We start from the raw sequence: 22,929 nt of genomic DNA, 5'->3' as shown, positions 1-22,929 counted from the left end.
TGCTCCACGCAAAATGTACTAACTTGTTAATTAGCTTGCTAAGGGATTAAACTGCCGGCATTCCACCTGCGAGATCCCCGTCATGAAAGACACCCCCCGCGCCTCTGGCGCCTCAACCCTCATCCTGGTCGGACTGGGCGTGGTCATCGCCCTGCTCGGCCTGCTCCTGGCCGCCGGCGGCGTCAAGCTGGCCGGCCTGGGCGGTTCCTGGTACTTCCTGAGCGGCGGCCTGGCCATGGCCATCGCCGGCGTTCTCATTGCCCGCCGCAAGCCGGCCGGCGCCTGGCTCTATGCCCTGTTCCTGCTCGGCACGGCGCTCTGGGCGGTGGTCGATGCCGGGCTGGTGTTCTGGCCACTGTTCTCGCGGTTGTTCATGTTCGCCGCCATCGGCCTGGTGGTGGCGCTGGTCTATCCGCAACTGGTGCGGCGCCAGGCACGTGGCGCCTATGGCGTCGCCGGCCTGCTGGCCGTGGCGTTGGCGATCGCCGCCGGCAACATGTTCGTCGCCCACCCCAGCGTCGCGCCCACCGGCAACGGCCCGGGCCTGACCCCGGTCGAGCCCGGCCAGCAGCAGAAGGACTGGGCACACTACGGAAACACCGAGGGCGGCAGCCGCTTCGCCGCGCTGGATCAGATCAACCGTGACAATGTCGACAAACTCAAGGTGGCCTGGACCTACCACACCGGCGACGTGGCCATCAGCGACGGCAACGGCGCCGAAGACCAGCTCACCCCGCTGCAGGTCGGCGACAAGGTGTTCATCTGCACCCCGCACAACAACCTGATCGCCCTCGACGCCGACACCGGCAAGGAGCTGTGGAAGAACGCCATCAACGCGCAATCCAAGGTCTGGCAGCGCTGCCGCGGCCTGGCCTATTTCGACGCCAGCGCGCCGATCGCCCAGCCGACCCAGCCGAACAGCTCGCCGATCAGTGTGGCCAGCGTGCCGGCCGGCGCCAACTGCCAGCGCCGCCTGCTGACCAACACCATCGATGGCCGCCTGATCGCGGTCGATGCCGACACCGGCGCGTTCTGCCAGGGCTTCGGCGACAACGGCCAGGTCGACCTCAAGGCCGGCCTGGGCGATGTCCCTGATTCCTACTACCAGCTGTCCTCCGCGCCGCTGATGGCCGGTACCACCGTGGTGGTCGGCGGGCGCGTGGCAGACAACGTGCAGACCGACATGCCCGGCGGCGTGATCCGGGGCTTCGATGTGATCACCGGCGCCCAGCGCTGGGCCTTCGACCCGGGCAACCCGGTAGATCGCGACGCCCCGCGAGGCGACAAGACCTACGTGCGCAGTACCCCCAACAGCTGGGCACCGATGTCGTACGATCCGGCGATGAACACCGTGTTCCTGCCGATGGGCTCCTCGTCCACCGACATCTACGGTGTCGAGCGCAGCGCGCTGGACCACACCTACGGCGCCTCGGTGCTGGCCCTGGACGCCACCACGGGCAATGAAAAGTGGGTGTACCAGACCGTGCACAACGACCTCTGGGACTTCGACCTGCCGATGCAGCCGAGCCTGATCGATTTCACCAAGGACGACGGCACCCACGTGCCCGCGCTGGTGATCGGCACCAAGGCCGGGCAGATCTACGTGCTCGACCGCGCCACCGGCAAGCCGCTGACCCAGGTCGACGAAGTACCGGTCAAGCCGGGCAACATCCCCAACGAGCCGTACTCGCCGACCCAGCCGAAGTCGGTGGGCATGCCGCAGATCGGCGCGCAGACCCTGACCGAGTCGGACATGTGGGGCGCCACCCCGTACGACCAGCTGCTGTGCCGCATCGACTTCAGGAAGATGCGCTACGACGGCCTGTACACCGCCCCCGGCACCGACCTGTCGCTGAGCTTCCCAGGCTCGCTGGGCGGCATGAACTGGGGCAGCATTTCCACCGACCCGGTGCACGGTTTCATCTTCGTCAACGACATGCGCCTGGGCCTGTGGATCCAGATGGTCCCCTCGCAGAACCAAGGCTCGGCCGCCTCCGGGGGCGAGGCGCTGAACACCGGCATGGGCGCCGTGCCGCTCAAGGGCACCCCGTATGCGGTGAACAAGAACCGCTTCCTGTCGGTGGCCGGCATCCCGTGCCAGGCGCCGCCGTTCGGCACCCTCACCGCCATCGACATGAAGACCCGGCAGATCGCCTGGCAAGTGCCGGTCGGCACCGTCGAGGACACCGGCCCCCTGGGCATCCGCATGCACCTGCCGATCAAGATCGGCCTGCCGACCCTGGGCGGCACCCTGTCCACCCAGGGTGGCCTGGTGTTCATCGCCGGTACCCAGGACTTCTACCTGCGCGCCTACGACAGCGGCAACGGCAACGAGATCTGGAAGGCCCGCCTGCCGGTCGGCAGCCAGGGCGGCCCGATGACCTATGTGTCGCCGAAGACCGGCAAGCAGTACGTGGTGATCACCGCCGGCGGCGCGCGCCAGTCGACCGACCGCGGCGACTACGTGATGGCGTACGCCCTGCCGTAAATCGCGTCGCCTGAATCGCCGGCAAGCCGGCTCCCACAGGGTCCGCGCACTCGATGTGGGAGCCGGCTTGCCGGCGATGAGGCCCTTTCAGACCACCCGAGACTTCGCAATGTCATCTGTTTCACGCCTCACCCCCTCCCTGCTTCTTGCCCTCGCCAGCACCACTACATTCGCCGCCGGCAACACCCTGACCGGCGACTGGGGCGGCCTGCGCCACCAGCTCGAGGAAAATGGCATCACCTTCACCGGCGACTACAGCGGCGAGACCGCCTACAACGCCCACGGCGGCCTGCATCGTTCGGCCCGCTACTCGCAGAACCTCAAGCTGGGCGTGCAGTTCGACCTGTCGAAACTGTACGGCCTGGACAACGCCGGCAAGGTCCAGCTGACCGTCAACGACCGCCGCGGCAACAGCGCCTCGGAAGACCTGGTGGGCAACCGCCTGCCGATCCAGGAGAACTACGGTGGCCTCTATACCCGCCTGACCGAACTCAGCTACGAACGCAACCTGTCGCCGGCCCTGAACCTCAAGCTCGGCTACATGGCCATGGGCAACGACCTCGGCGGCCTGGACAGCGGCATCCTGTGCAACTTCATGAACGCCGGTTTCTGCGGGCATCCGTTGAACATGTCTGGCGGCAGCGGCTGGACCAACTACCCCAACGCCCATCTCGGCGTGCGGCTGAAGTACGACCTGGCGCCCGACTGGCAACTGCGGGTGGCGGCATTCAACGTCGACCCCGAGAGCAACGGCAACGCCAGCCGCGCCTGGCACCTGGGGCCCAAGCACACCACCGGCACTGTGGTCCCGGTGGAGCTGGTGTACAAGCTGCGCGGCGAGCTGCCGGGCGAGTACAAGGTCGGCTACTACTACGACAGCTCGAACGTGCGGCGCATCGGCAGCAGCGGGGAAGTCGCCGGCCGTGGCGGCCATTACCTGCTGATCGACCAGGCCGTATGGAACGACCCCGCGTCGCCCGGGCGCAGCCTGCATGCGTTCGGCCAGTACTCGGCGTCGAGCAAGGCGGCCTCGCCGTTCACCAAGTGGTATGGCGCGGGCGTGGTGCTGTACAAGCCGTTCGAGGGCCGGCCACGGGATACCCTCGCGCTTGGCTATGGCCGCGCGGTGCCGAACCCGCGTAGCCGTGATGTGCTCGAAGACGCCGCGCTCGATGCCGGGCAGCCGTTCCCCAACCTCGACAGCGCCGAACAGCTGATCGAACTGAGCTACGGCTATCAGGCCACGCCGTGGCTGAACCTGCGACCGGACGTGCAATACATCGTCGAGCCGGGGGCATTTTCCGGCAAGGACATCGACAACGCGCTGGTATTCGGGTTGCAGGTCAAGGCGACATTCTGAGCCCAGGGCCGCCCTGCGGCCCTTTCGCCGGCAAGCCGGCTCCCACAGGAGATCGCGTGTACCTGTGGGCACCGGCCAACCCAGTTTTTTCCTCTGCACCAACCACATATTTACTAATTTCCCCGCCCTACCCCCTGCCCCAGTATCTGGCGCAACTACAACAACAAAGAGCGGAGAACTGTCATGAGTGCAAGTGCATCCGTGCCTGCCAGCGTGCAGCACGATCAAGCCGGCTTTCGCCGGGTCCTGGGGCTGGGGTCGCTGCTGGCGGTGGCCGTCGGCCTGGTGGTGTCGCAAGGGGTGATGGTGATGATGCTGCAAGGGGTCGGCGCCGCCGGCCTGGGCTTCATCGTGCCGCTGGGGCTGGCCTACCTGCTGGCCCTTAGCTATGCGTTTTCGTTTTCCGAACTGGCCTTGCTGATACCGCGCGCCGGCAGCCTGTCGAGCTATACCGAAGTGGCGCTGGGACATTTCCCGGCGATCCTGGCGACCTTCTCCGGCTACGTGGTGGTGGCGATGTTCGCGCTGTCGGCCGAATTGCTGCTGCTCGACCTGATCGTCGGCAAGGTCTATCCCGGAGTGTTCCCACAGTACTCGGTGGCCTTCGGCGTGCTCGCCCTGTTCACCGCCCTCAACCTCATGGGTATCGACATCTTCGCCAAGCTGCAGAGCGCCATGGCCGTGGTCATGGTGATCGTGCTGCTGATCCTCGGCGTCGCCGCGATCAGCGAGGGCCACGCCGATGGTGTCACCACCACCCTGCTGCAGGGCGACTGGAACCCCATGGGTGCCGGGGTGCTGGCCCTGACCGCCATGGCCGTGTGGGGCTTCGTCGGTGCCGAGTTCGTCTGTTCGCTGGTGGAAGAAACCCGCAAGCCCGAGCGCAACATCCCGCGTTCGATGATCATCGGCCTGACCGTGATCTTCGCCACCATCGGCCTGTACGGCCTGGGTGCGCTGTTCCTGGTGCCCCGCGAAGCGCTGAGCACGGACGCCCTGCCCCATTACCTGTTCGCCACCACAGTGTTCGGCAAGACCGGCGAGGTGTTCCTGGTGATCGCCGCGGTCACCGCCACCTGCAGCACCCTCAACACGTCGCTGGCGGCCATCCCGCGCATGCTCTACGGCATGGCCTGCAATGGCCAGGCGTTCCCTCAGTTCAAGCAGCTCAGCCCTCGCGCCCGCACGCCTTGGGTGGCGGTGCTGTTCGTGGCGGCGATCACCGGCGTGCCGATCCTGCTGATGGGCCAGGACGCGGCGGCGATCAACCTGTTGCTGCTGTCCGCCGCGCTGGCCTGGTTGCTGGCGTACATCATCGTGCACCTGGACGTGATCGCCCTGCGTCGGCGCTACCCGCACCTGTCACGGCCGTTCCGCACGCCGTTCTATCCGCTGCCACAGCTGTTCGGTATCGGCGGGATGCTCTATGCGATCTGGCATGCCTCGCCCAGCCCGGAGATGAGCGTGAAGATCTTCGGCACGGCGGGGGTGGTGCTGGCGGTGGTGTCACTGATCGCCGTCGTGTGGATCAAGGGGGTAATGAAGAAGCCGTTGTTCAGGCCTGAGCCGTTGTAAGCCACACCGGCCCATTCGCGGGCAAGCCCGCTGCCACAAGGTCATCGCAGCCCCTGTGGCAGCGGGCTTGCCCGCGAAGAAACCGACACTGTCAATCCTGCTTCAGATGATCCGCCAACCGCCGCAACATCGCATCGCACCCCTGCAACTGCTCGACGCTGACGAACTCGTCGGGCTTGTGCCCCTGCTCCATGCTCCCCGGCCCGCAGACCATCGTGGGAATCCCCGCCTGATCGAACAGTCCACCCTCGGTGCCAAAGGCCACCGTGCCGAAATCGCTCGAACCGCTGAGCAGCGCCACCAGGCGCGCCGCTTCGCTGTCGGCTGGCGTGGCGAGGCCCGGATAGGCACTCAACGGCCGCAGGCGAATGTCACTGCTGCCGTTCACCGCGCGCATGCGCGGCAGCAACTCGGCTTCGGCATAGGTCTGCAGCCGGTCAGCCACCGCCTGCGCCTCGAAACCGGGCAAGGCGCGTACCTCGAAGTCGAACTCGCACTCCTCGGGGACGATGTTCAGCGCCCTGCCGCCCTTGATCACGCCGGTCTGCACCGTGGAAAACGGCGGGTCGAAACGCGTGTCGTGATGCGCGGGAAGCGCCAGCTCGTCACCGATCTCGCCCAGCTTGCCGATCAGCCGCGCCGCGTACTCGATAGCATTGACACCGTAGGGGGCATAGGCCGAGTGACAGGCGGCGCCATGCACCTGGCAACGCATGGCCAGCTTGCCCTTGTGGCCGAGCACCGGCTTGAGCTCGGTGGGCTCGCCGATCAGGCACAGGCGCGGCTTGTGCGCACGCTGCGCCAGGGCGGCAAGCATCGAACGCACGCCCAGGCAGCCGACCTCCTCGTCGTAGGAAAACGCCAGGTGCACCGGCATCTTCAGCGGCTGGGCGAGAAACGCCGGCACCGCCGCCAGCACCGAGGCGATGAAGCCTTTCATGTCAGCCGTGCCACGGCCATACAGGCGGCCATCGCGCTCGGTCAGGCGGAACGGCTCGACGGTCCAGGCCTGGCCATCCACCGGCACCACGTCGGTGTGCCCGGACAGCACCACGCCACCACGATCGCTCGGGCCGAGGGTGGCGAACAGATTGGCCTTGGTGCCCTCTTCGTTGTGGAACAGTTCGCTGTCCACGCCAAGCCCGCCCAGGTAGTCACGGATGAACGCGATCAACTCCAGGTTGGAGTCGCGGCTGACCGTGGCGAACCCCACCAGCCGCTCCAGCAGCGCCCGGCTGCAGACCTCACTCATCGCCCGGCACTCCATAGCTCGGCGCGGCGGTCGGGTTCAGCGCGCGGGTCACGTAGTCCTGCATCTGCGGACGATAGGCCTGCCACAACCTGTCCAGCTCGCCGATGGGATCCTGCTCGGCCCAGTCCACGCGCAGGTCCACCAGCGGCCAGGTCAGTTCGCCGGCAATCTTCAATGCCGCCGAATGCACTGGCCCCGCCTCGCCACCGGCCGCCATGGCGGCGTGCATCGCCGCCAGCAGGCGGTCGGCCAGGTGGCCACCGGCCTGCTCGAACGCCGCCACCATCGCTTCGATCACCGCCTGCGAGGACAGCAGGTTGCCCGCCGCCGCGCACTGCTCGCCGGCCACGGCATGGTGCGTGCCCAGGGCCTGCTTGCCGGTGAACAGCGCCACCTGGCCATGGCTGTCGATCACCGTGACCTGGCGGTATTCGCTCCAGCCGTTGGCGCTCAGTACCCGGTCCAGCGCCGCTGCCGGCGGCAGCTGGCCCTGCTCGAGGGCATCGAGGATCTGCGGGCCGAGGGCCGGCAAGGTGATGTTCTGGGTCGACACCGCGCCGACCCCGGCGCGCACCCAGGGGCAGCGGGCGCCGACGGCGATGCTCGATGAACTGATGGCGATGCCGACCTGGCCGGTTTCCTGACAACGGCCGATGATGGAGAAGGTCATGGTGCAGCTCCTGTGTTGAGGTTACCGGCATTCTCGGCGGGCCCCGAAAGCCGCGAAACCAACATTTTCCTCGGTACTGGACAGGAAAAAACTATGACGCCGCCACGTTGAACGCGTGGGAGCCGGCTTGCCCCGCGACGAGGTCGGCCGAACCCTCTTCGATGGCCCGCCAGCGCTATCGCGGGGCAAGCCCGCTCCCACGATTGCGGTAAAACCCATTCGGGCACTTGCCGCCCCCCTTCGCCAATTTATCGGCAAGCCCCAGCTAAATACTATTTTCGCGATTCCCCAGCCATCCCTAGTCTGGCCCCAGGCAAAGGCGGTCCCCACCGACCTGAACAAGAACGCCGCTGAAGAAGGGCTGGGACATGACACTGAACAACATCGAAATCGACACCCTCGTGGTCGGCGCCGGCCAGGCCGGCGTGGCCATGAGCGAACACCTGAGCAAGCTCGGCGTGCCGCACCTGGTACTGGAGCGCAACCGCATCGCCGAGGCCTGGCGCACCGGCCGCTGGGACTCGCTGGTGGCCAACGGCCCGGTCTGGCACGACCGCTTCCCGGGCCTGGAATTCGACCTCGACGCTGACGCCTTCGCCGGCAAGGACCAGGTCGCCGACTACTTCGAGCAGTACGTGCGCAAGTACAACCTGCCGGTGCGCACTGGCGTCGAGGTGAGGAAGGTGGTGCGCAACGCCGACCGTCCGGGCTTCACCATCGACACCAACCAGGGGGTGATCCGCGCCAACCGCGTGGTGGCCGCCACCGGCCCATTCCAGCGTCCGGTGATCCCGGCCATCGCACCGAAGGACGCAGGCCTGCACCAGATCCACTCCGCCGCCTACTACAACCCCGAGCAGCTGCCTGAAGGCGCGGTGCTGGTGGTGGGCGCCGGCTCCTCCGGCGTGCAGATCGCCGAAGAACTGATGCGCGCCGGACGTCAGGTGTACCTGTCGGTCGGCGCCCACGACCGTCCGCCACGCAGCTATCGCAATCGCGACTTCTGCTGGTGGCTCGGCGTGCTCGGCGAGTGGGACGCCGAGATCGCCAAGCCGGGTCGCGAGCACGTGACCATCGCCGTGTCCGGCGCCCGCGGCGGCCACACCGTGGACTTTCGCGCCCTCGCCCACCAGGGCATGACCCTGGTCGGGCTGACCCAGTCGTTCGAAGATGGCGTGGTCCGCTTCCAGGACAACCTGGCCGAGAACATCGATCGCGGCGACGAAAACTACCTGGCCCTGCTCGACGCCGCCGACGCCTACATCGAACGCAACGGCCTGGACCTGTCGCTGGAACCCGAGGCGCGCAAGCGCCTGCCCGACCCCGACTGCGTCAGCCAGCCGCTGCTGCAGCTGGACCTGGCCCAGGCCAACGTGCGCACCATCATCTGGGCCACCGGCTACGGCGTGGATTTCAGCTGGCTGCAGGTCGACGCCTTCGACGCCAACGGCAAGCCACAGCACCAGCGCGGCGTGTCGAAGGAGCCGGGCGTGTACTTCCTCGGCCTGCCCTGGCTGTCGCGTCGCGGTTCCTCGTTCATCTGGGGCGTGTGGCACGACGCCAAGCACGTCGCCGGCCACATCGCCACCCAGCGCACTTACCTGGCCTACCGCGACCGCGAGCAGCGCGCAACGGACCGCCAGCCATCCTCGCTCAGCAACGTCAGCACTTTCGGAGCCCTCTGATGCCTACCCACACTCGCATCCGCATGTTCAACACCAAGGCGACCTACCCCAACCAGACCCTGGACAACGACCTGTGCCAGGCAGTACGCGCCGGCAACACCATCTATGTGCGCGGGCAGGTCGGTACCGATTTCGAAGGCCGTCTGGTCGGGCTGGGCGATCCGCGCGCCCAGGCCGAGCAGGCGATGAAGAACGTCAAGCAGTTGCTGGAAGAGGCAGGCTCGCAGCTGTCGCACATCGTCAAGACCACCACCTACATCACCGACCCGCGTTTCCGCGAACCGGTGTACATGGAGGTCGGCAAGTGGCTCAAGGGTGTGTACCCGATCTCCACCGGGCTGGTGGTGGCGGGCTTGGCGCAAGCCGAGTGGCTGATGGAAATCGATGTGATCGCGGTAGTGCCGGATCAGGCATGAAACGCTGAAACGCAATCGCGGGGCAAGTCGCATCGGCGCGCCGATGCGACTTGCCCCGCGATCACTTCTATCGGATGGAGCCGCGCTCGACACCGCCCATTTGCCCGAACCGCCCGGCCTGGAAGTCGTCGAACGACTCGGCGATCTCCGCCTGGCTGTTCATCACGAACGGACCGTAGCCAACGATGGGCTCGTCGATCGGCTCGCCGCTGAGCAGCAGCACGCTGACCTCATCCAGTGCCTCGATGCGCACATCGGCGCCATCGCGCTCCAGCAGCACCAGGCTGGCCGCCCCCGCCTCACGCTCGCCATTGACCCGCAGGTTGCCGCGCAACACCACCAGTGCGGCATTGCGCCCCGCGGCCACCGGCAATTGCAGCGTGGCGCCGGCCTGCAGACGAAGGTCCCACACGTCCATGTCGGTGAAGGTGCGGGCCGGTCCCTGATGGTCCAGGTAGCGGCCGGCGATCACCCGCAGGCTGCCCGCCTCGCCGTCCAGCGTCACCCGTGGAATGTCATTGGCCAGCAGTGTCTGGTAGCCGGCGGCGGCGCGCTTGTCCCTGGCCGGGAGGTTGACCCACAGCTGGACCATTTCCAGCGTGCCGCCGCTCCTGGCGAAGGCTGGCGAATGGAACTCTTCGTGGATGATGCCGCCCGCGGCGGTCATCCACTGCACGTCGCCCGGGCCGATCAGGCCACCGGCACCGGTGGAGTCGCGGTGCTCCAGCTCGCCCTGGTAGACGATGGTCACCGTCTCGAAGCCGCGGTGCGGATGCTGGCCGACGCCACGGCGCGTGGGGGTGGGCGTGAAGTCATGCGGGCCGGCGTAGTCCAGCAGCAGGAACGGGCTGATGTGCCGCGCCAGGTGGTCATAGGTGAACAGGCTGCGCACCGGGAAGCCGTCACCCACCCAGTGGGCGTTGGGGCTGCGATGGATGCCTTGGATCTTTTTCATGAGAAGCCTCCTCTCGTGGATAGAACCACCTTACAGATGAGACTAATGATTCGGTAGACCGCTAAAATGGCATTCATTGTTCCAATTTTGGAACAATGAATGCATCGCGGGGCAAGCCCGCTCCCACGCCAACGCACACGGGCTTGTGGGAACGGGCTTGCCCCGCGAGTGGCGTGGGACGTCGATCAGGCGATCGCCGCATCCACCAGCACTTGCGCTTCCTGCACCAGGCGCGCCAGGTGCGCCTCGTCGATGAAGCTCTCGGCGTAGATCTTGTAGATGTCCTCGGTCCCGGACGGTCGGGCGGCGAACCAGCCGTTCTCGGTCATCACCTTCAGGCCGCCGATGGCCTGGCCGTTACCCGGCGCGTGGCTGAGGATCTGCAGGATCGGCTCGCCCGCCAGTTCGGTGGACTTGACCTGCTCCGGCGACAGCTTGCTCAGCAACGCCTTCTGCCGCGCATCGGCCTTGGCCTCGACACGAGTGGCGTAAGGCTTGCCCAGCCTGGCGGTCAGATCGGCATAGATCTGGCTCGGGTTGCGCCCGGTGCGGGCGGTCATTTCGGCCGCCAGCAGCGCCGGGATCAGGCCATCCTTGTCGGTGGTCCAGACCGAGCCGTCCCGGCGCAGGAAGGAAGCGCCGGCACTCTCTTCGCCGCCAAAGCCCAGCGAACCGTCGAACAGCCCCTGGGCGAAGAACTTGAAGCCCACCGGCACTTCGTACAGCTCACGGCCCAGGCCGGCGGTCACACGGTCGATCAGGCCGCTGGAGACCACGGTCTTGCCCACCGCGGCATCCTGGCGCCATTGCGGACGGTTACGGAACAGGTAGTCGATGGCCACGGCCAGGTAATTGTTCGGCTGCAGCAGGCCGTCGGCGGTGACGATGCCGTGGCGGTCGTGGTCCGGGTCGCAGGCGAAGGCCACGTCAAAGCGCTCGCGCAGGCCGATCAGGCCCTGCATGGCGTGTGGCGAGGAAGGGTCCATGCGGATCTGGCCATCCCAGTCGACGGTCATGAAGCGGAAGGTCGGGTCGACCTCGGTGTTCACCACTTCCAGGTCGAGCTGGTAGCGCTCGGCGATGGCCGACCAGTAGCGCACCCCGGCGCCGCCCAGCGGGTCGACGCCCAGGCGCAGGTTGGCGCCACGGATCACGTCGAAGTCGATGACGTTTTCCAGGTCGGCGACGTAGCTGGTGACGTAGTCGTGACGCTGGGTGGTCGGCGCCGCCAGCGCCTGCTGGTAGTCCATGCGCTTGACGCCAGCCAGGTCCGCCGCCAGCAGTTCGTTGGCCTTGCCCTCGATCCACTTGGTCACGTCGCTGTCGGCCGGGCCGCCGTTGGGCGGGTTGTACTTGAAACCGCCGCTCTGCGGCGGGTTGTGCGACGGCGTGATGACGATGCCGTCGGCCAGCCCCTGCTGGCGATCACGGTTATGGCAGAGGATGGCATGGGACACCGCCGGCGTCGGGGTGTACTCGTCATTCTTGGACAGCATCACCTGCACGCCATTGGCTGCCAGCACCTCCAGCGCGCTGGCGGCGGCCGGGGCCGACAGCGCATGGGTGTCGGCGCCGATGAACAGCGGCCCGTCGATGCCCTTTTCCTGACGATACAGACAGATGGCCTGGGTGATCGCCAGCACATGGCGTTCGTTGAAGCTCAGCTCGAACGAGGTGCCGCGGTGGCCCGAGGTGCCGAAGGCCACGCGCTGGGCCGCCACGGCGGCGTCGGGGCGGCCGGTGTAGTAGGCGGTCAACAGGCGGGGGATATCGACCAGCACGCTGGCCGGAGCCGGCTTGCCTGCCAAAGGACTGAGCGTCATGCAGAACCTCGAAATCAACGAATGTGGGTGTTGGAACGCGCAGTGTACTGGGAGTTTCAGCCCCAGGCGATGGCAGCGTTCACACGCACCGCCACCAGGAGGGAAACATCTGCCGCACACGCGCTTCGGCAAACCGCTCGTCGATCAGCAGCAGCACGCCACGGTCCTCTTCGCCGCGGATCACCCGGCCGGCGGCCTGGATCACCTTGCGCACGCCAGGGTACAGGTAGGCATAGTCGAAGCCGGCACCGAACTGTCGCCCCAGACGCTGCTTGAACTGCTCGTTGACCGGATTGACCTGGGGCAGGCCAAGGGTGGCGACGAAGGCACCGATCAGCCGCGTGCCCGGCAGGTCCACCCCTTCGGCGAAGGCGCCGCCCAGCACGGCGAAGCCGACCCCTCGCCCGTCCGTCTCGAAGCGCGCCAGGAACGCCTCGCGGCTACCCTCGTCCATGCCCGGCGCCTGGCGCCACTGAGCCAGCGCGGGGTGGCGCTCGGCCAACGCCCGCGCCACCTGCTCGAGGTATTCGAAGCTGCTGAAGAACGCCAGGTAGTTGCCCGGCTGACGGGCGAACTGCGCGGCGATCAGCTCGACGATCGGCGCCACCGAAGCCTGGCGCTGCTGATAGCGCGTCGAGACCTCGCTGACGATACGCACCTCCAACTGCTCGGCCTTGAACGGCGCGGCGACCTCCAGCCATGCCACGTCAGCGGGCAGGCCCAGCAGGTCGACATAGAAGTGTCGCGGGTTGAGCGTGGCGGAAAACAGTGTGACGCTGCGGGCCGCGCGCATCCTCGGCCCCAGCAGCCGCGCCGGCACCACGTTGCGCAGGCACAGGGTGGCCAGGCGCCGCCCCCGCAGGCCACTGCGCTGGCTGATATCGAACAGAAAGTGCTCATCGAACAGCTCGGCGATCCGGCTGAACTGCAGCGCCTGATAGAAGAACTCCAGCACCTGGGGCTCGACCTCGGCGGGCGACTGGTTCATCCGCTCCTGAATCAGGCCGATGCACTGCTGCAAGGCCCGCACGAAGGCATCCGGCAGCTGTTCGAATGCCTGGTACGGCGCCACTTGCGCCTTGTACAGCGCGTTCCACTGCCGATTCAGGCGGTCCAGGGCACTGCCCAGGCCGGCCGGCTTGCTCTGGCGCAGCGCGAGCAACTGCCCCTGATCGAACGTCGCGCTGTACATCTGCCGACCGCGCTCGACCAGGTTGTGCGCCTCGTCCACCAGCACCGCCGTGCGCCACTGGTTGGCCTGAGCCAGGCCGAACAGCAAGGCATGGGCGTCGAAGTAGTAGTTGTAGTCGGCCACCACCAGGTCGACCCAGCGCGCCATTTCCTGTGCCAGGTAGTACGGGCAGACCTGATGTGCCAGCGCCACTTCGCGCACGGCGGCACGGTCGAGCAGCGGCACCTGCGCGGCAGCCTCGCGGGCAGCGGGCAGGCGGTCGTAAAAACCCTTTGCCAGCGGGCAGGACTCGCCGTGACAGGCGTTTTCCGGGAACTCGCAGGCCTTGTCCCGGGCGATCAGTTCGAGGCCGCGCAACGCCGGCTGCGCGCCGCCCTGGGTGAGCTGGCGCAGGGCATCGAGCGCCAGTGCCCGGCCAGGGGTCTTGGCAGTGAGAAAGTACAGTTTGTCCAGGCGTTGCGGCACCACGGCCTTGAGCAGCGGGAACAAGGTGCCGAGGGTCTTGCCGATACCCGTGCTGGCCTGGGCCATCAGGCAGCGACCGGTGCTCACGGCCTTGTACACGGTCTCGGCCAACTGCCGCTGGCCCTGGCGAAAGACCGGCCAGGGGAAGGCCAGCGCCTGCAGGCCCCTGTCGCGCTCGGCCAGGCGCTGTTCCTGGACCTGGGCCCAGGCCAGGAAGCGCTGGCACTGCCCTTCGAAGAACGCCAGCAGGTCACCGGCACGGTGACGCTGGCAAATGACCGTCTGGCCATCGCTGTCCACGTCCAGGTACACCAGCGCCACGTCGATTTCCGCCAGCTGCCGTGCCTGGCACAGCAACCAGGCGTAAACCTTGGCCTGGGCCCAGTGCAGCTGGCGATGGTTGTCCGGTTGGCGGGCCAGGTCGCCGCGATGGGTCTTGATCTCTTCCAGGCGGTTGCCCGCCGGGTCGTAGCCATCGGCGCGACCGCGTACGCGCAAGCCGCGATACTCACCCTCCAGCGCCACTTCGGCCTCGTAGCCGGCAGCGCGCTGGGCCACGACCCGACGATGGCCGGCGATGCCTTCTTGGGCGCTGGGCGACGGCGTAAAGCGCAGATCCAGGTCGCCGACCTTGGCGCTGAACTCGCACAGGGCGCGCACCGCGACGGTGTAACTCATGCCTGGGCAGCCTTCCAGCGCACATGGCAGACCGCGACCGGCAAGCCATGCTCATGACAGAACGCCAGCCAGCGCAGCTGGTTGTCCTGCAGCCGATCGCCCGGCCCCTTGACCTCGACCATGCGATAACCGCCCTGCCCGGGCCAGAACTGGATCAGGTCAGGCATGCCGGCGCGATTGGCGCGGATATCCTGTAACAGCCGCACGAAACAGGCTTTCAGGTGCTCGGCAGGCAGGTGCTCCAGCGCCAGCTCGAGCAAGGGCTCGTCAAGCATCGACCAGAACACGAACGGCGACTGCAACCCCTGCTTGGCCTGGTAGCATTCGCGGATGGCCTGTCGGTGGCTGCCATCGTCGAGTCGGCCCAGGCAGCTGTCGAACAGTTCGCCGCGACGCTGCTGGAAGCCGCTGTCGTGCAAATCCTGCGGGCCGGCCTGGAACGGGTGGAAGAACGCCCCGGGCACTGGCGCGAAGATCGCCTCCCAGCACAGCAGGCCGAACAGGCTGTTGAACAAGGTGTTCTCGACATAGCGGGCGACCCCGCCCGACTGCTCGAGGTGCAAGCGCACCGCCTCCTCCACGCCCAACGCAGCCATCTCGGCCGGCAGTTCCAACTCGATCAGTTCCACCGCCGAGGTGCGCCGACGCGCGCGGGGCGGCCCACCGAGCTTGCGCGCCAGGCGTGGCAACATGCGCTCGAGCGCCTGGCGCTCCAGAGCGTTGGCCGGCGCGACAGCCATGTCACTGGCCAGCGCATGAGCCTGGCGCCACTGCTCGCTGCGTTCGAACACCCGCACCTGACGGATCCGCGCCTCGGGATGGTCGCAGCCAGCGTAGATGTGCAGGGCCAGAGCCCAGTCACCCTGGCGTTCGCACTGCTGGCCAAGGCTGAACAGCAGCCGCGCCCGTCGCCGGGCCAGCCACGGGTTGGCGCTGTCGAACTGCTCCAGCGTGGCCAGCAGCTCGGCAGGGGCATCGCCCTGCTCCAGGCGTTCGGCACACTGATGCAGGGCCAGGGCCAGATCGAGCTCGGCACGCTGGCGCACGGCCCGGGAGTCGTCGCTGAACGGCACTTGCTCGTAGCGCAGCAGCCCCAGGTCGGCCAGCACGAAATCCGACCAGTCCTGATAGAGATTGCCGAAGAACAGCAGCCGCAGCCGGTCGCACAACGGCTGCAGCCGCCAGTGCAGCAGCCGTGCGGGAAAGTCGGGAAACCACTGGGCCAAAGGCCTGGGGGACAGCTGCAATGTCTGCAACTGCGCCAACAGGTCGCCCTTGCCTGCCCGTGGGTGCGTCAGCGCTCGGGCGAAACAACGGACCACCTCCTCCTTGCGCAGCAACCCGCATAGCAGCTCCACGTCCAGCGGTGCGTCCGTATCGACCCAGCCCAGCGCCAGCAGCGGACGCAACGCCGCGTCGGTATCGCCGATTTCGGCGTACACAAGCTTGTCACTGCGAAACCAGTCCCCCTTGCGCATGACCATGCGCACCAGCAGAGCCTGGGCGGGCACCGGCAGCGTGGCAAAGACTCGGATGAAGTCGTGTTCCTGGTTGCCGAGCAGATCGGCATAACGCTGCTCGACCCAGTTCAGGACTTGGCGGAAGTTGTGCAGGTAGTAGAGCGGATCATCGACGGAATGGGCGATCACGGTGCGGCGTCGGGCGTGGGAGATGGACACTGGTTATACATACAGACCCGTCCCCTGGGCAAGTCCACTGGATCAACGGCCCTTCACGTGGCGGTGCGCAACGCCGGATAGCCCTCTCCCTGGTGGACGACGAGCGGGCGCAACCACAGGTCGCGACGGGCCAGCTGACGAAACAGACTCTGCGTCTGCGGCTCGAGCGTGCCGGCGTAGATCGCTCGCAATTGCGCCAGTTCCAGGCCACTGGTATCCACCAGCCACTGACTGACCGGTTCCGGGCATGGTTGCCCGCGCAAGGCCCGGTGCAGGTACGGCAATGCGACGCGCATGCCTGGGTGACAGCGCAGCACGAACTGCTCGAGATGGCGTCCAGCGCCTTCGAACGGTGTGAACAACAGGCACGTCAGCTGTTTCTCGGCCACGCCATAGGCGCCGAGCAGGCGAGCCTGCGCCTCGTCACGCAAGTCCTGGCCCTGGGGCCAGGCAATCTGCTGGCCGAGACGGGCGAGAAAGGCCTGTGCACCGTCACGGTAGCTGCGTGGTTCCAGAAATTGCGCCCTCAGGCCATGCAGATGCGCCAAGGGCAGCGGATCGAACAGCCCCGCCGGCCCGAGGGCGTGGCACGGCAACGCTTGCTGAAGACCGAGCATGCGATCGAGGCGCTCCCCTTCAGCCAGATGCAGCAGGTCCTCCATCGCCACGACCCGCAATGCGGCCGTCGACGGCCCGGATGAACGCGGCACGGGCGGGCCCAGCGGATCCGCCAACACCTGGCCCAACTGCTCCAGCGACTCGGCCAGGGTGTTGGCGCAATGCGGCGCCAAGGTATGCGCCACCTCGACCGTGTGCCTCAGGCAGCGTCGCCCCCAGGCGAGCAGACGATGGCGTTCGCCAAGCGGCACCGCGCTGACCAGCGCGTCCGTGCCCGCCTCCACCTCGAGCGCCTGGGACAGGCTAGCGGCAAGCTCCAGGTAGGCCCTGGCACCCAGCAACGCATCGGGCCGCGCACCGGTGAGATGGCCATACAGCAGCCAGGCATTGCCCGCCTCGGACAGTTGCCGGGGCGTGCCTGCCTGCCGGGCGCCAAACGGCCCGACTTGGCCGCCATCGGCGCGTAAAAGCTCCACACGCGAGTCGTCGTGCAGAAACAGCGCACCAAAGCAGCGCTCGTGCATGGCCAGGGTTGCGTCGTCCAGGGTGGGCAGCCTGGCCACCAGCACGCGCAGACGGAACGTGGCGGCGTACCGGATGGCGATGCTGAGCTGGGCTGCCCGCAGGCACGCCAGCAGGTGGCTGCTGCGTCGATCGCCGCCATGCAGTACCAGTACCCGAAACCCGCCTATGTATTCCTGGCCACCGGCTATCACCAGCAAACGCTGCACCAGCAGTTGCACCGAGGCGCGCTGCGCCTGGGTCATGTGGTCGAGCAGGCGTTGCAAGACTTGCTGGTAGATATAGTGCATGGCTTGGTCGTGGGTTGTGCTCATGCGTTCGCTCCATCTTCCTGACGGCTTCAAAATTGAAGGCGAGATTCTCGCAGATGAATACAGAACCGAGCTTGAAGGAAACTTCCCAAAACCGAGTAAGAGAATTAATTGGATCAGGTCTGTTGTTGCAGGATTCCGCGCTATCAGGCTTTTTCGCTAATGGAGCCCGGCGTGCAGCGTTGCTCAGGACGACAGCGTCTGTAAGAAAGCCGCCAGCGACAACGAGCGCAAATAAAAAGCCCGGGCAAGAGCCCGGGCTTTCCATCTGCGCCTGACTGTCAGTCAGTTCACGGCCATGTCCAGCACCACTCGCCCACCACAAGGGCACTCGTCCATATAGCGATGTGCCTCGACCACCTGGTCGAATGGATAGACCTTGATGATCTGTGGCGTCAGCAACTGATCGGCAGTGAACTGGTTGATATCGCGCAAGGCACGCTGCACTGCCACCTGGTCCTGGGTGATGCCCAGCTCCGGCTTGCCGGTGAAGTTGCCGATGCAATGCACATGGAACTGGATGTTCTTCTGGAATGCCGCGCACGCCGGGAACGGCGTCTGGTTGCCGCCCTGCAGGCCATACAGCACCAGGTTGCCACGCGGCGCCAGCACATCGCCCAGCAGCGACATCTGCGGACCACCCATGCCGTCGAGCACCATGTCCACGCCACGCCCGTCGGTGTACTTGCCAATCTGCAGGACCAGGTCCTGCTCTTCGGTGACGATCACCTTGTCGGCGCCCAGTCCCAGCAAGTACTCACGCTGCTCGGGCTCCTTGGTGGCCGCGAATACCCTCAGCCCCAGGGCCTTGCCCAACTGCACGAAGGCAGGCCCGGCGCAATGGCTGGCATCCGTGACCAGCGCGCTCTGCCCGGCCTTGGCGCGAGCCAGGTCGACATAGGCGAAATAGGCCATCAACAGCGGCGTGTAGTGCACGCTCGCCTCGACCGGGGTGAGCACATCCGGGTAACGGGTGATGGCGCACCGTGGCAGTACGATCACATCGCCATACACCGGGTGATCGTTGGCGCTGGTGGCCGGGAAGCTGGCGACCCGGTCGCCCACCGCAATATCTTCCACGCCATCGCCGACCGCCGTGACGACACCGGCCATTTCATGGCCAATGCCCGCTGGCAGGCGCGCCTGGGAAGGTGCCAGATTCTGCCGCCAGAGCACGTCGTACCAGCTGACGCCGATCGCCTCGACGCGTATCTGCACCTCGCCGGAGGCCGGGGACGGCTCGGCCTGCTCCTCGCAACGGAGCACATCGGCCGGGCCGAACTTGTGGAAACGGATCATGCGGGACATCGCATACCTCGCCTGTGTGAATCTCGTATTACCACGGACTTTATCCGGGCTTTCACGGTTGGACCATCAGTGGCTGTTAATAGTCGACATGTCTGTCATTGATTGGGCCCCTGACAAATCTGTGCATTGGCACCCGGAAATCGGTGCAGGGTAACAGCCTTTGGCCTTAAGATTCACCCCTGCCCCACTTCCAGCGAGCCGCATCGAATGAATCGTAACGACTTGCGTCGCGTCGACCTCAACCTGCTGATCGTGTTCGAAACGCTCATGCACGAACGCAGCGTGACCCGCGCCGCCGAGAAGCTGTTCCTCGGCCAGCCGGCGATCAGCGCCGCGCTGTCGCGCCTGCGCAGCCTGTTCGACGATCCGCTGTTCGTGCGCACCGGGCGCAGCATGGAGCCCTCGGCCCGGGCCCACGAGATCTTCGCCCTGCTGTCGCCTGCGCTGGATTCGATCTCCACCGCCGTCAGTCGGGCCGCCGAATTCGATCCGGCCACCAGTAACGCGGTGTTCCGTATCGGCCTGTCCGACGACGCCGAGTTCGCCCTGCTGCCGCAGCTGCTCAAGCGCATCCGCGCCGAAGCGCCAGGCATCGTGCTGGTGGTGCGCCGGGTCAACTACCTGCTGATGCCCACGCTGCTGGCCTCGGGCGAGATCTCGGTGGGCGTGAGCTATACCAGCGAACTGCCGGCCAACGCCAAGCGCAAGGTGCTGCGCCGCAGCATGCCCAAGCTGCTGCGCGCCGACAGCATGCCCGGCAACATCAGCCTGGACGATTTCTGCGCACGCCCCCACGCCCTGGTGTCGTTCGCCGGCGACCTGTCCGGTTTCATCGACGAAGCCCTCGACGAGATCGGCCGCAAGCGTCATGTGGTGCTGGCCGTGCCGCAGTTCAACGGGCTGGGGAGCTTGCTGGCGGGGACCGATATCGTCGCCACGGTGCCGGACTACACCGCCGATGCCCTCACCGCCGCGGGCGGGTTGCGGGCTGAAGACCTGCCGATCGAGGTGCGCAGCTTCGAACTGCACATGGCCTGGCGCGGGGCGCAGGACAACGATCCGGCGGAGCGCTGGCTGCGGTCGCGGATACAGATGTTCTTCGGGGATCCCGACAGCCTTTGACCGATCTGTACAGCCGGCCAAGACATACCAGTCGGTTGTATAGGCCATTACCTTCAAAGATGCCAACAAAGGCGAGCCGGCCTCCCCCTTGGCACCATCACCCTCCTATTCTCCACGCAGCAGTGCCTGCGCAAGAAACGAAGCCGTCCGGCTTCCCTGCGCCATCGCGACCTGCCGCGGCGTACCGACCGCGACAATCCGACCACCGGCCTCTCCAGCGCCCGGCCCGACGTCGATCACCCAGTCGGCCTGGGCCACCGCGCGCATGTCGTGTTCGATCATCACCACGGTATTGCCCGCATCGACCAGGCGCTGCAGCTGCACCAGCAAGCGGTCGGCGTCCGACGCGTGCAGCCCGGTGGTCGGCTCGTCGAGCACGTACAGGCTGCGCCCTCGCTGGCTGCGCTGAAGCTCCGTGGCGAGCTTGATGCGCTGCGCTTCGCCCCCCGACAGCTCGGTCGCCGGTTGCCCCAGGCGCAAGTAACCCAGCCCGATCTCCTGCAACAGTTGCAACGGCCGCGCGATGGCGTCTTCGCTCGCGAAGAAGACAAGGGCCTGTTCAACCGTCATCTGCAGCACTTCGGCAATGTTGCGCAGGTTCCAGCGCACGGCAAGCGTGGCCTCGTTGTAACGGGCGCCATGGCAGGTGGGGCACGGTGCGTACACACTGGGCATGAACAACAGCTCGACGCTGACGAAACCCTCCCCTTCACACGTTTCGCAACGTCCCTTCGGCACATTGAAGGAGAACCGCCCGGCGTCATAGCGATGACGGCGCGCGTCCGGCGTGGCGGCGAACAGCTTGCGCACATGGTCGAACAGACCGGTATAGGTGGCCAGGTTGGAACGTGGCGTGCGGCCAATCGGCTTCTGGTCGACCTGGACCAGGCGCTGGACGACATCCACATCGCCGGCAAGATGACCGCCCGTGGCTTCGATAACCGCCGGCCCTTCGCTGTCGTTTTTTTCAGCCGCATCGTCCTCGGGCTCGTGCCCCAGGTGCAGCAGCAACAGCTCTGGCAAAGCCTGAGCGACCAGACTGGACTTGCCCGAACCCGAGATACCGGTCACCGCCGTCAGCACGCCGAGCGGGATGCTTGCATCCACGCCATGCAGGTTGTGCCGTCGAATGCCTCGCAGCTCCAACCATCCGGCCGCCTGGCGCTCGCGGCTGGCCGCTGCGGGGATCTCATCGAACAGATAACGTGCGGTGCGTGACTCGGCAATTTCGCGCAATCCTTCTGGCACGCCGCTGTAGAGCACACGGCCACCCCGCTCCCCGGCATCCGGCCCTACATCCACCAGCCACTGCGCGCGCCGCATCAAATCCAGGTCGTGCTCGACCACGAACAGCGAATTGCCGGCATCGCGCAGCGTGTCCAGCGAGTCGTACAACGCCTGGCTGTCGGAGGGGTGCAGGCCCGCCGAAGGCTCATCGAGCACATACACCACGCCAAACAGCATGGAGCTCAGTTGTGTGGCCAGGCGCAAACGCTGCAACTCGCCCGCCGACAGTGTCGGCGTGGCCCGATCCAGCGTGAGATAACCCAAGCCCAGCCCGCGCAATTGGCGCAGACGCGCCATCACCCCACCCGCCAGGCGCTGCGCGGCAAGACGCTTCTCCTTCGACAGCGCCGAGGTGCGGCGTACGTCAGGCGATACCGCATGGACCGCGCGACCGCTTGCGGCACGCGCGGCCCGGTCACGGCGTGTCGCCTCGCGGTCGGTTCCCTCCCCGGCCGTGTGAGCGTGAAAGTCGCCCTGGGCAATAGGCTCGAGCAGTGCGGCCAGGCGGTCGAGGGGCATTTGCATGAACTCGCCAATGTCCACCCCGGCAAAAGTCACCGACAGCGCCTCGGCCTTGAGCCGCTTGCCATGGCAGGTCGGGCACAGCTTGCCTTGCATGTAGCGCGATACACGCTTTCTCATCAACGCGCTCTGCGTGTTGGCGAAGGTGTGCAGCACGTAGCGACGGGCGCCGGTGAAGGTCCCCATGTAGCTGGGTTCGAGTTTGCGCTTGAGCGCGGCACGGGTCTCGGCCGGCGACAAGCCCGCATAGACCGGCACCGTGGGCGTCTCTTCGGTGAACAGAATCCATTCACGGTCCTTCTTTGGCAGATCCTGCCAGGGACGGTCGACGTCGTAGCCCAGGGTCACCAGGATGTCGCGCAGGTTCTGGCCATGCCAGGCCGGTGGCCAGGCGGCGATGGCGCGCTCGCGGATGCTCAGAGAGGGATCGGGCACCATGGTCGCTTCCGTCACCTCGTAGACATGGCCCAGGCCATGGCAGGCCGAACATGCGCCTTGCGGGGTGTTCGGCGAAAAGTCCTCGGCATAGAGCATCGGCTGATTGGCCGGATAGGCACCGGCACGCGAGTACATCATGCGCACGAGGCTGGATAACGTGGTCACGCTGCCCACCGAAGAACGCGCATTGCTCGCCCCGCGCTGTTGCTGCAATGCAACCGCCGGCGGCAGACCATCGATGGCGTCGACGTCGGGTATGCCGGCCTGGTCGATCAGCCGGCGCGCATACGGGGCGACCGATTCGAAGTAACGCCGCTGCGCCTCGGCATAGATAGTACCGAAGGCCAGCGAGGACTTGCCGGAGCCCGAGACCCCGGAAAACACCACCAGCGCATTGCGTGGAATGGCGACATCCACGTCCTTGAGATTGTTCTCCCGCGCGCCGCGCACGTGCACCAGGCCGCTGGCGGCGGCGGTGCATGAGGATTCACCGTATGGAGGATTTGGCATAGGTCCTGCCCTGCTATTGGATGGCAACGCGCGAAAGATTCGGCTAGCACCCG

The 22,929-nt window shown here is 66.5% G+C and carries 15 protein-coding genes; 6 read left to right on the top strand and 9 right to left on the bottom strand.

The genetic code is table 11. The features are described 5' to 3' along the window. The first annotated feature begins 82 nt into the window (after positions 1 to 82). The 3 genes from N7422_RS16360 to N7422_RS16350 all read left to right on the top strand — a co-directional run bounded on the left by N7422_RS16360 (position 83) and on the right by N7422_RS16350 (position 5,423). Entirely contained in the window at positions 83 to 2,488 is a 2,406-nt protein-coding gene (locus N7422_RS16360) for a glucose/quinate/shikimate family membrane-bound PQQ-dependent dehydrogenase (RefSeq protein ID WP_279807488.1), read from the top strand. A gap of 109 nt (positions 2,489 to 2,597) precedes the next feature. After that, positions 2,598 to 3,848, top strand: coding sequence for a carbohydrate porin (locus N7422_RS16355; RefSeq protein WP_279807487.1), 1,251 nt, complete (start codon positions 2,598 to 2,600; stop codon positions 3,846 to 3,848). A 183-nt stretch (positions 3,849 to 4,031) separates the two neighbouring features. Continuing rightward, complete coding sequence (locus N7422_RS16350; protein ID WP_279807486.1) at positions 4,032 to 5,423, top strand: APC family permease; 1,392 nt, start codon at positions 4,032 to 4,034, stop codon at positions 5,421 to 5,423. 91 nt (positions 5,424 to 5,514) lie between these two features. Here the strand turns inward: N7422_RS16350 and argE are convergent, their stop codons facing one another. Both argE and N7422_RS16340 read right to left on the bottom strand, forming a co-directional pair. Further along, positions 5,515 to 6,675 carry an acetylornithine deacetylase gene (argE, locus tag N7422_RS16345; protein WP_279807485.1) on the bottom strand — a complete coding sequence of 387 codons (1,161 nt, stop codon included), beginning with the start codon at positions 6,673 to 6,675 and terminating at the stop codon, positions 5,515 to 5,517. Beyond that, complete coding sequence (locus N7422_RS16340; protein ID WP_279807484.1) at positions 6,668 to 7,345, bottom strand: DUF1028 domain-containing protein; 678 nt, start codon at positions 7,343 to 7,345, stop codon at positions 6,668 to 6,670. The genes argE and N7422_RS16340 overlap by 8 nt, the downstream gene beginning before the upstream one ends. Before the next feature lie 368 nt (positions 7,346 to 7,713). Here N7422_RS16340 and N7422_RS16335 point away from each other — a divergent pair, with 368 nt between their 5' ends. Beyond that, on the top strand, positions 7,714 to 9,030 hold the full coding sequence (locus N7422_RS16335) for an NAD(P)/FAD-dependent oxidoreductase (RefSeq protein WP_279807483.1): 1,317 nt from the start codon (positions 7,714 to 7,716) through the stop codon (positions 9,028 to 9,030). Next, positions 9,030 to 9,446: a RidA family protein gene (locus N7422_RS16330; protein WP_279807482.1), complete on the top strand. Its 417-nt coding sequence runs from the start codon at positions 9,030 to 9,032 to the stop codon at positions 9,444 to 9,446. Before N7422_RS16335 ends, N7422_RS16330 begins: the two co-directional genes overlap by 1 nt. A gap of 67 nt (positions 9,447 to 9,513) precedes the next feature. On the opposite strand, the gene N7422_RS16325 is transcribed toward N7422_RS16330, so the two are convergent. The 6 genes from N7422_RS16325 to N7422_RS16300 form a co-directional block, all read right to left on the bottom strand. Continuing rightward, entirely contained in the window at positions 9,514 to 10,401 is an 888-nt protein-coding gene (locus N7422_RS16325) for a pirin family protein (protein ID WP_279807481.1), read from the bottom strand. Positions 10,402 to 10,586: 185 nt separating this feature from the next. Continuing rightward, positions 10,587 to 12,224, bottom strand: a complete 1,638-nt coding sequence (gene pgm, locus N7422_RS16320) for a phosphoglucomutase (alpha-D-glucose-1,6-bisphosphate-dependent) (RefSeq protein WP_279807480.1) — start codon at positions 12,222 to 12,224, stop codon at positions 10,587 to 10,589. A gap of 79 nt (positions 12,225 to 12,303) precedes the next feature. After that, positions 12,304 to 14,559, bottom strand: coding sequence for an ATP-dependent DNA helicase (locus tag N7422_RS16315; protein ID WP_279807479.1), 2,256 nt, complete (start codon positions 14,557 to 14,559; stop codon positions 12,304 to 12,306). Continuing rightward, entirely contained in the window at positions 14,556 to 16,208 is a 1,653-nt protein-coding gene (locus N7422_RS16310; protein WP_279807495.1) for a VRR-NUC domain-containing protein, read from the bottom strand. The genes N7422_RS16315 and N7422_RS16310 overlap by 4 nt, the downstream gene beginning before the upstream one ends. Positions 16,209 to 16,291: 83 nt before the next feature. Next, entirely contained in the window at positions 16,292 to 17,692 is a 1,401-nt protein-coding gene (locus tag N7422_RS16305) for a hypothetical protein (protein ID WP_279807478.1), read from the bottom strand. 282 nt (positions 17,693 to 17,974) lie between these two features. After that, the gene (locus tag N7422_RS16300; RefSeq protein WP_279807477.1) at positions 17,975 to 18,997 is read right to left on the bottom strand and encodes a zinc-dependent alcohol dehydrogenase family protein; all 1,023 of its coding nucleotides are present in this window, start codon (positions 18,995 to 18,997) and stop codon (positions 17,975 to 17,977) included. A gap of 207 nt (positions 18,998 to 19,204) precedes the next feature. On the opposite strand from N7422_RS16300, the gene N7422_RS16295 reads away from it, so the two are divergent. Then, positions 19,205 to 20,119: a LysR family transcriptional regulator gene (locus N7422_RS16295; protein WP_279807476.1), complete on the top strand. Its 915-nt coding sequence runs from the start codon at positions 19,205 to 19,207 to the stop codon at positions 20,117 to 20,119. 105 nt (positions 20,120 to 20,224) lie between these two features. Here N7422_RS16295 and N7422_RS16290 read toward each other — a convergent pair whose 3' ends face one another. Beyond that, positions 20,225 to 22,876 carry an excinuclease ABC subunit UvrA gene (locus N7422_RS16290; protein ID WP_279807475.1) on the bottom strand — a complete coding sequence of 884 codons (2,652 nt, stop codon included), beginning with the start codon at positions 22,874 to 22,876 and terminating at the stop codon, positions 20,225 to 20,227. Between the last annotated feature and the right edge of the window lie 53 nt (positions 22,877 to 22,929).

The sequence above is a fragment of the Pseudomonas sp. GD04091 genome, from assembly GCF_029836165.1.
Lineage (GTDB): Bacteria > Pseudomonadota > Gammaproteobacteria > Pseudomonadales > Pseudomonadaceae > Aquipseudomonas.
This window is presented reverse-complemented; position numbering and strand designations above follow the sequence as displayed.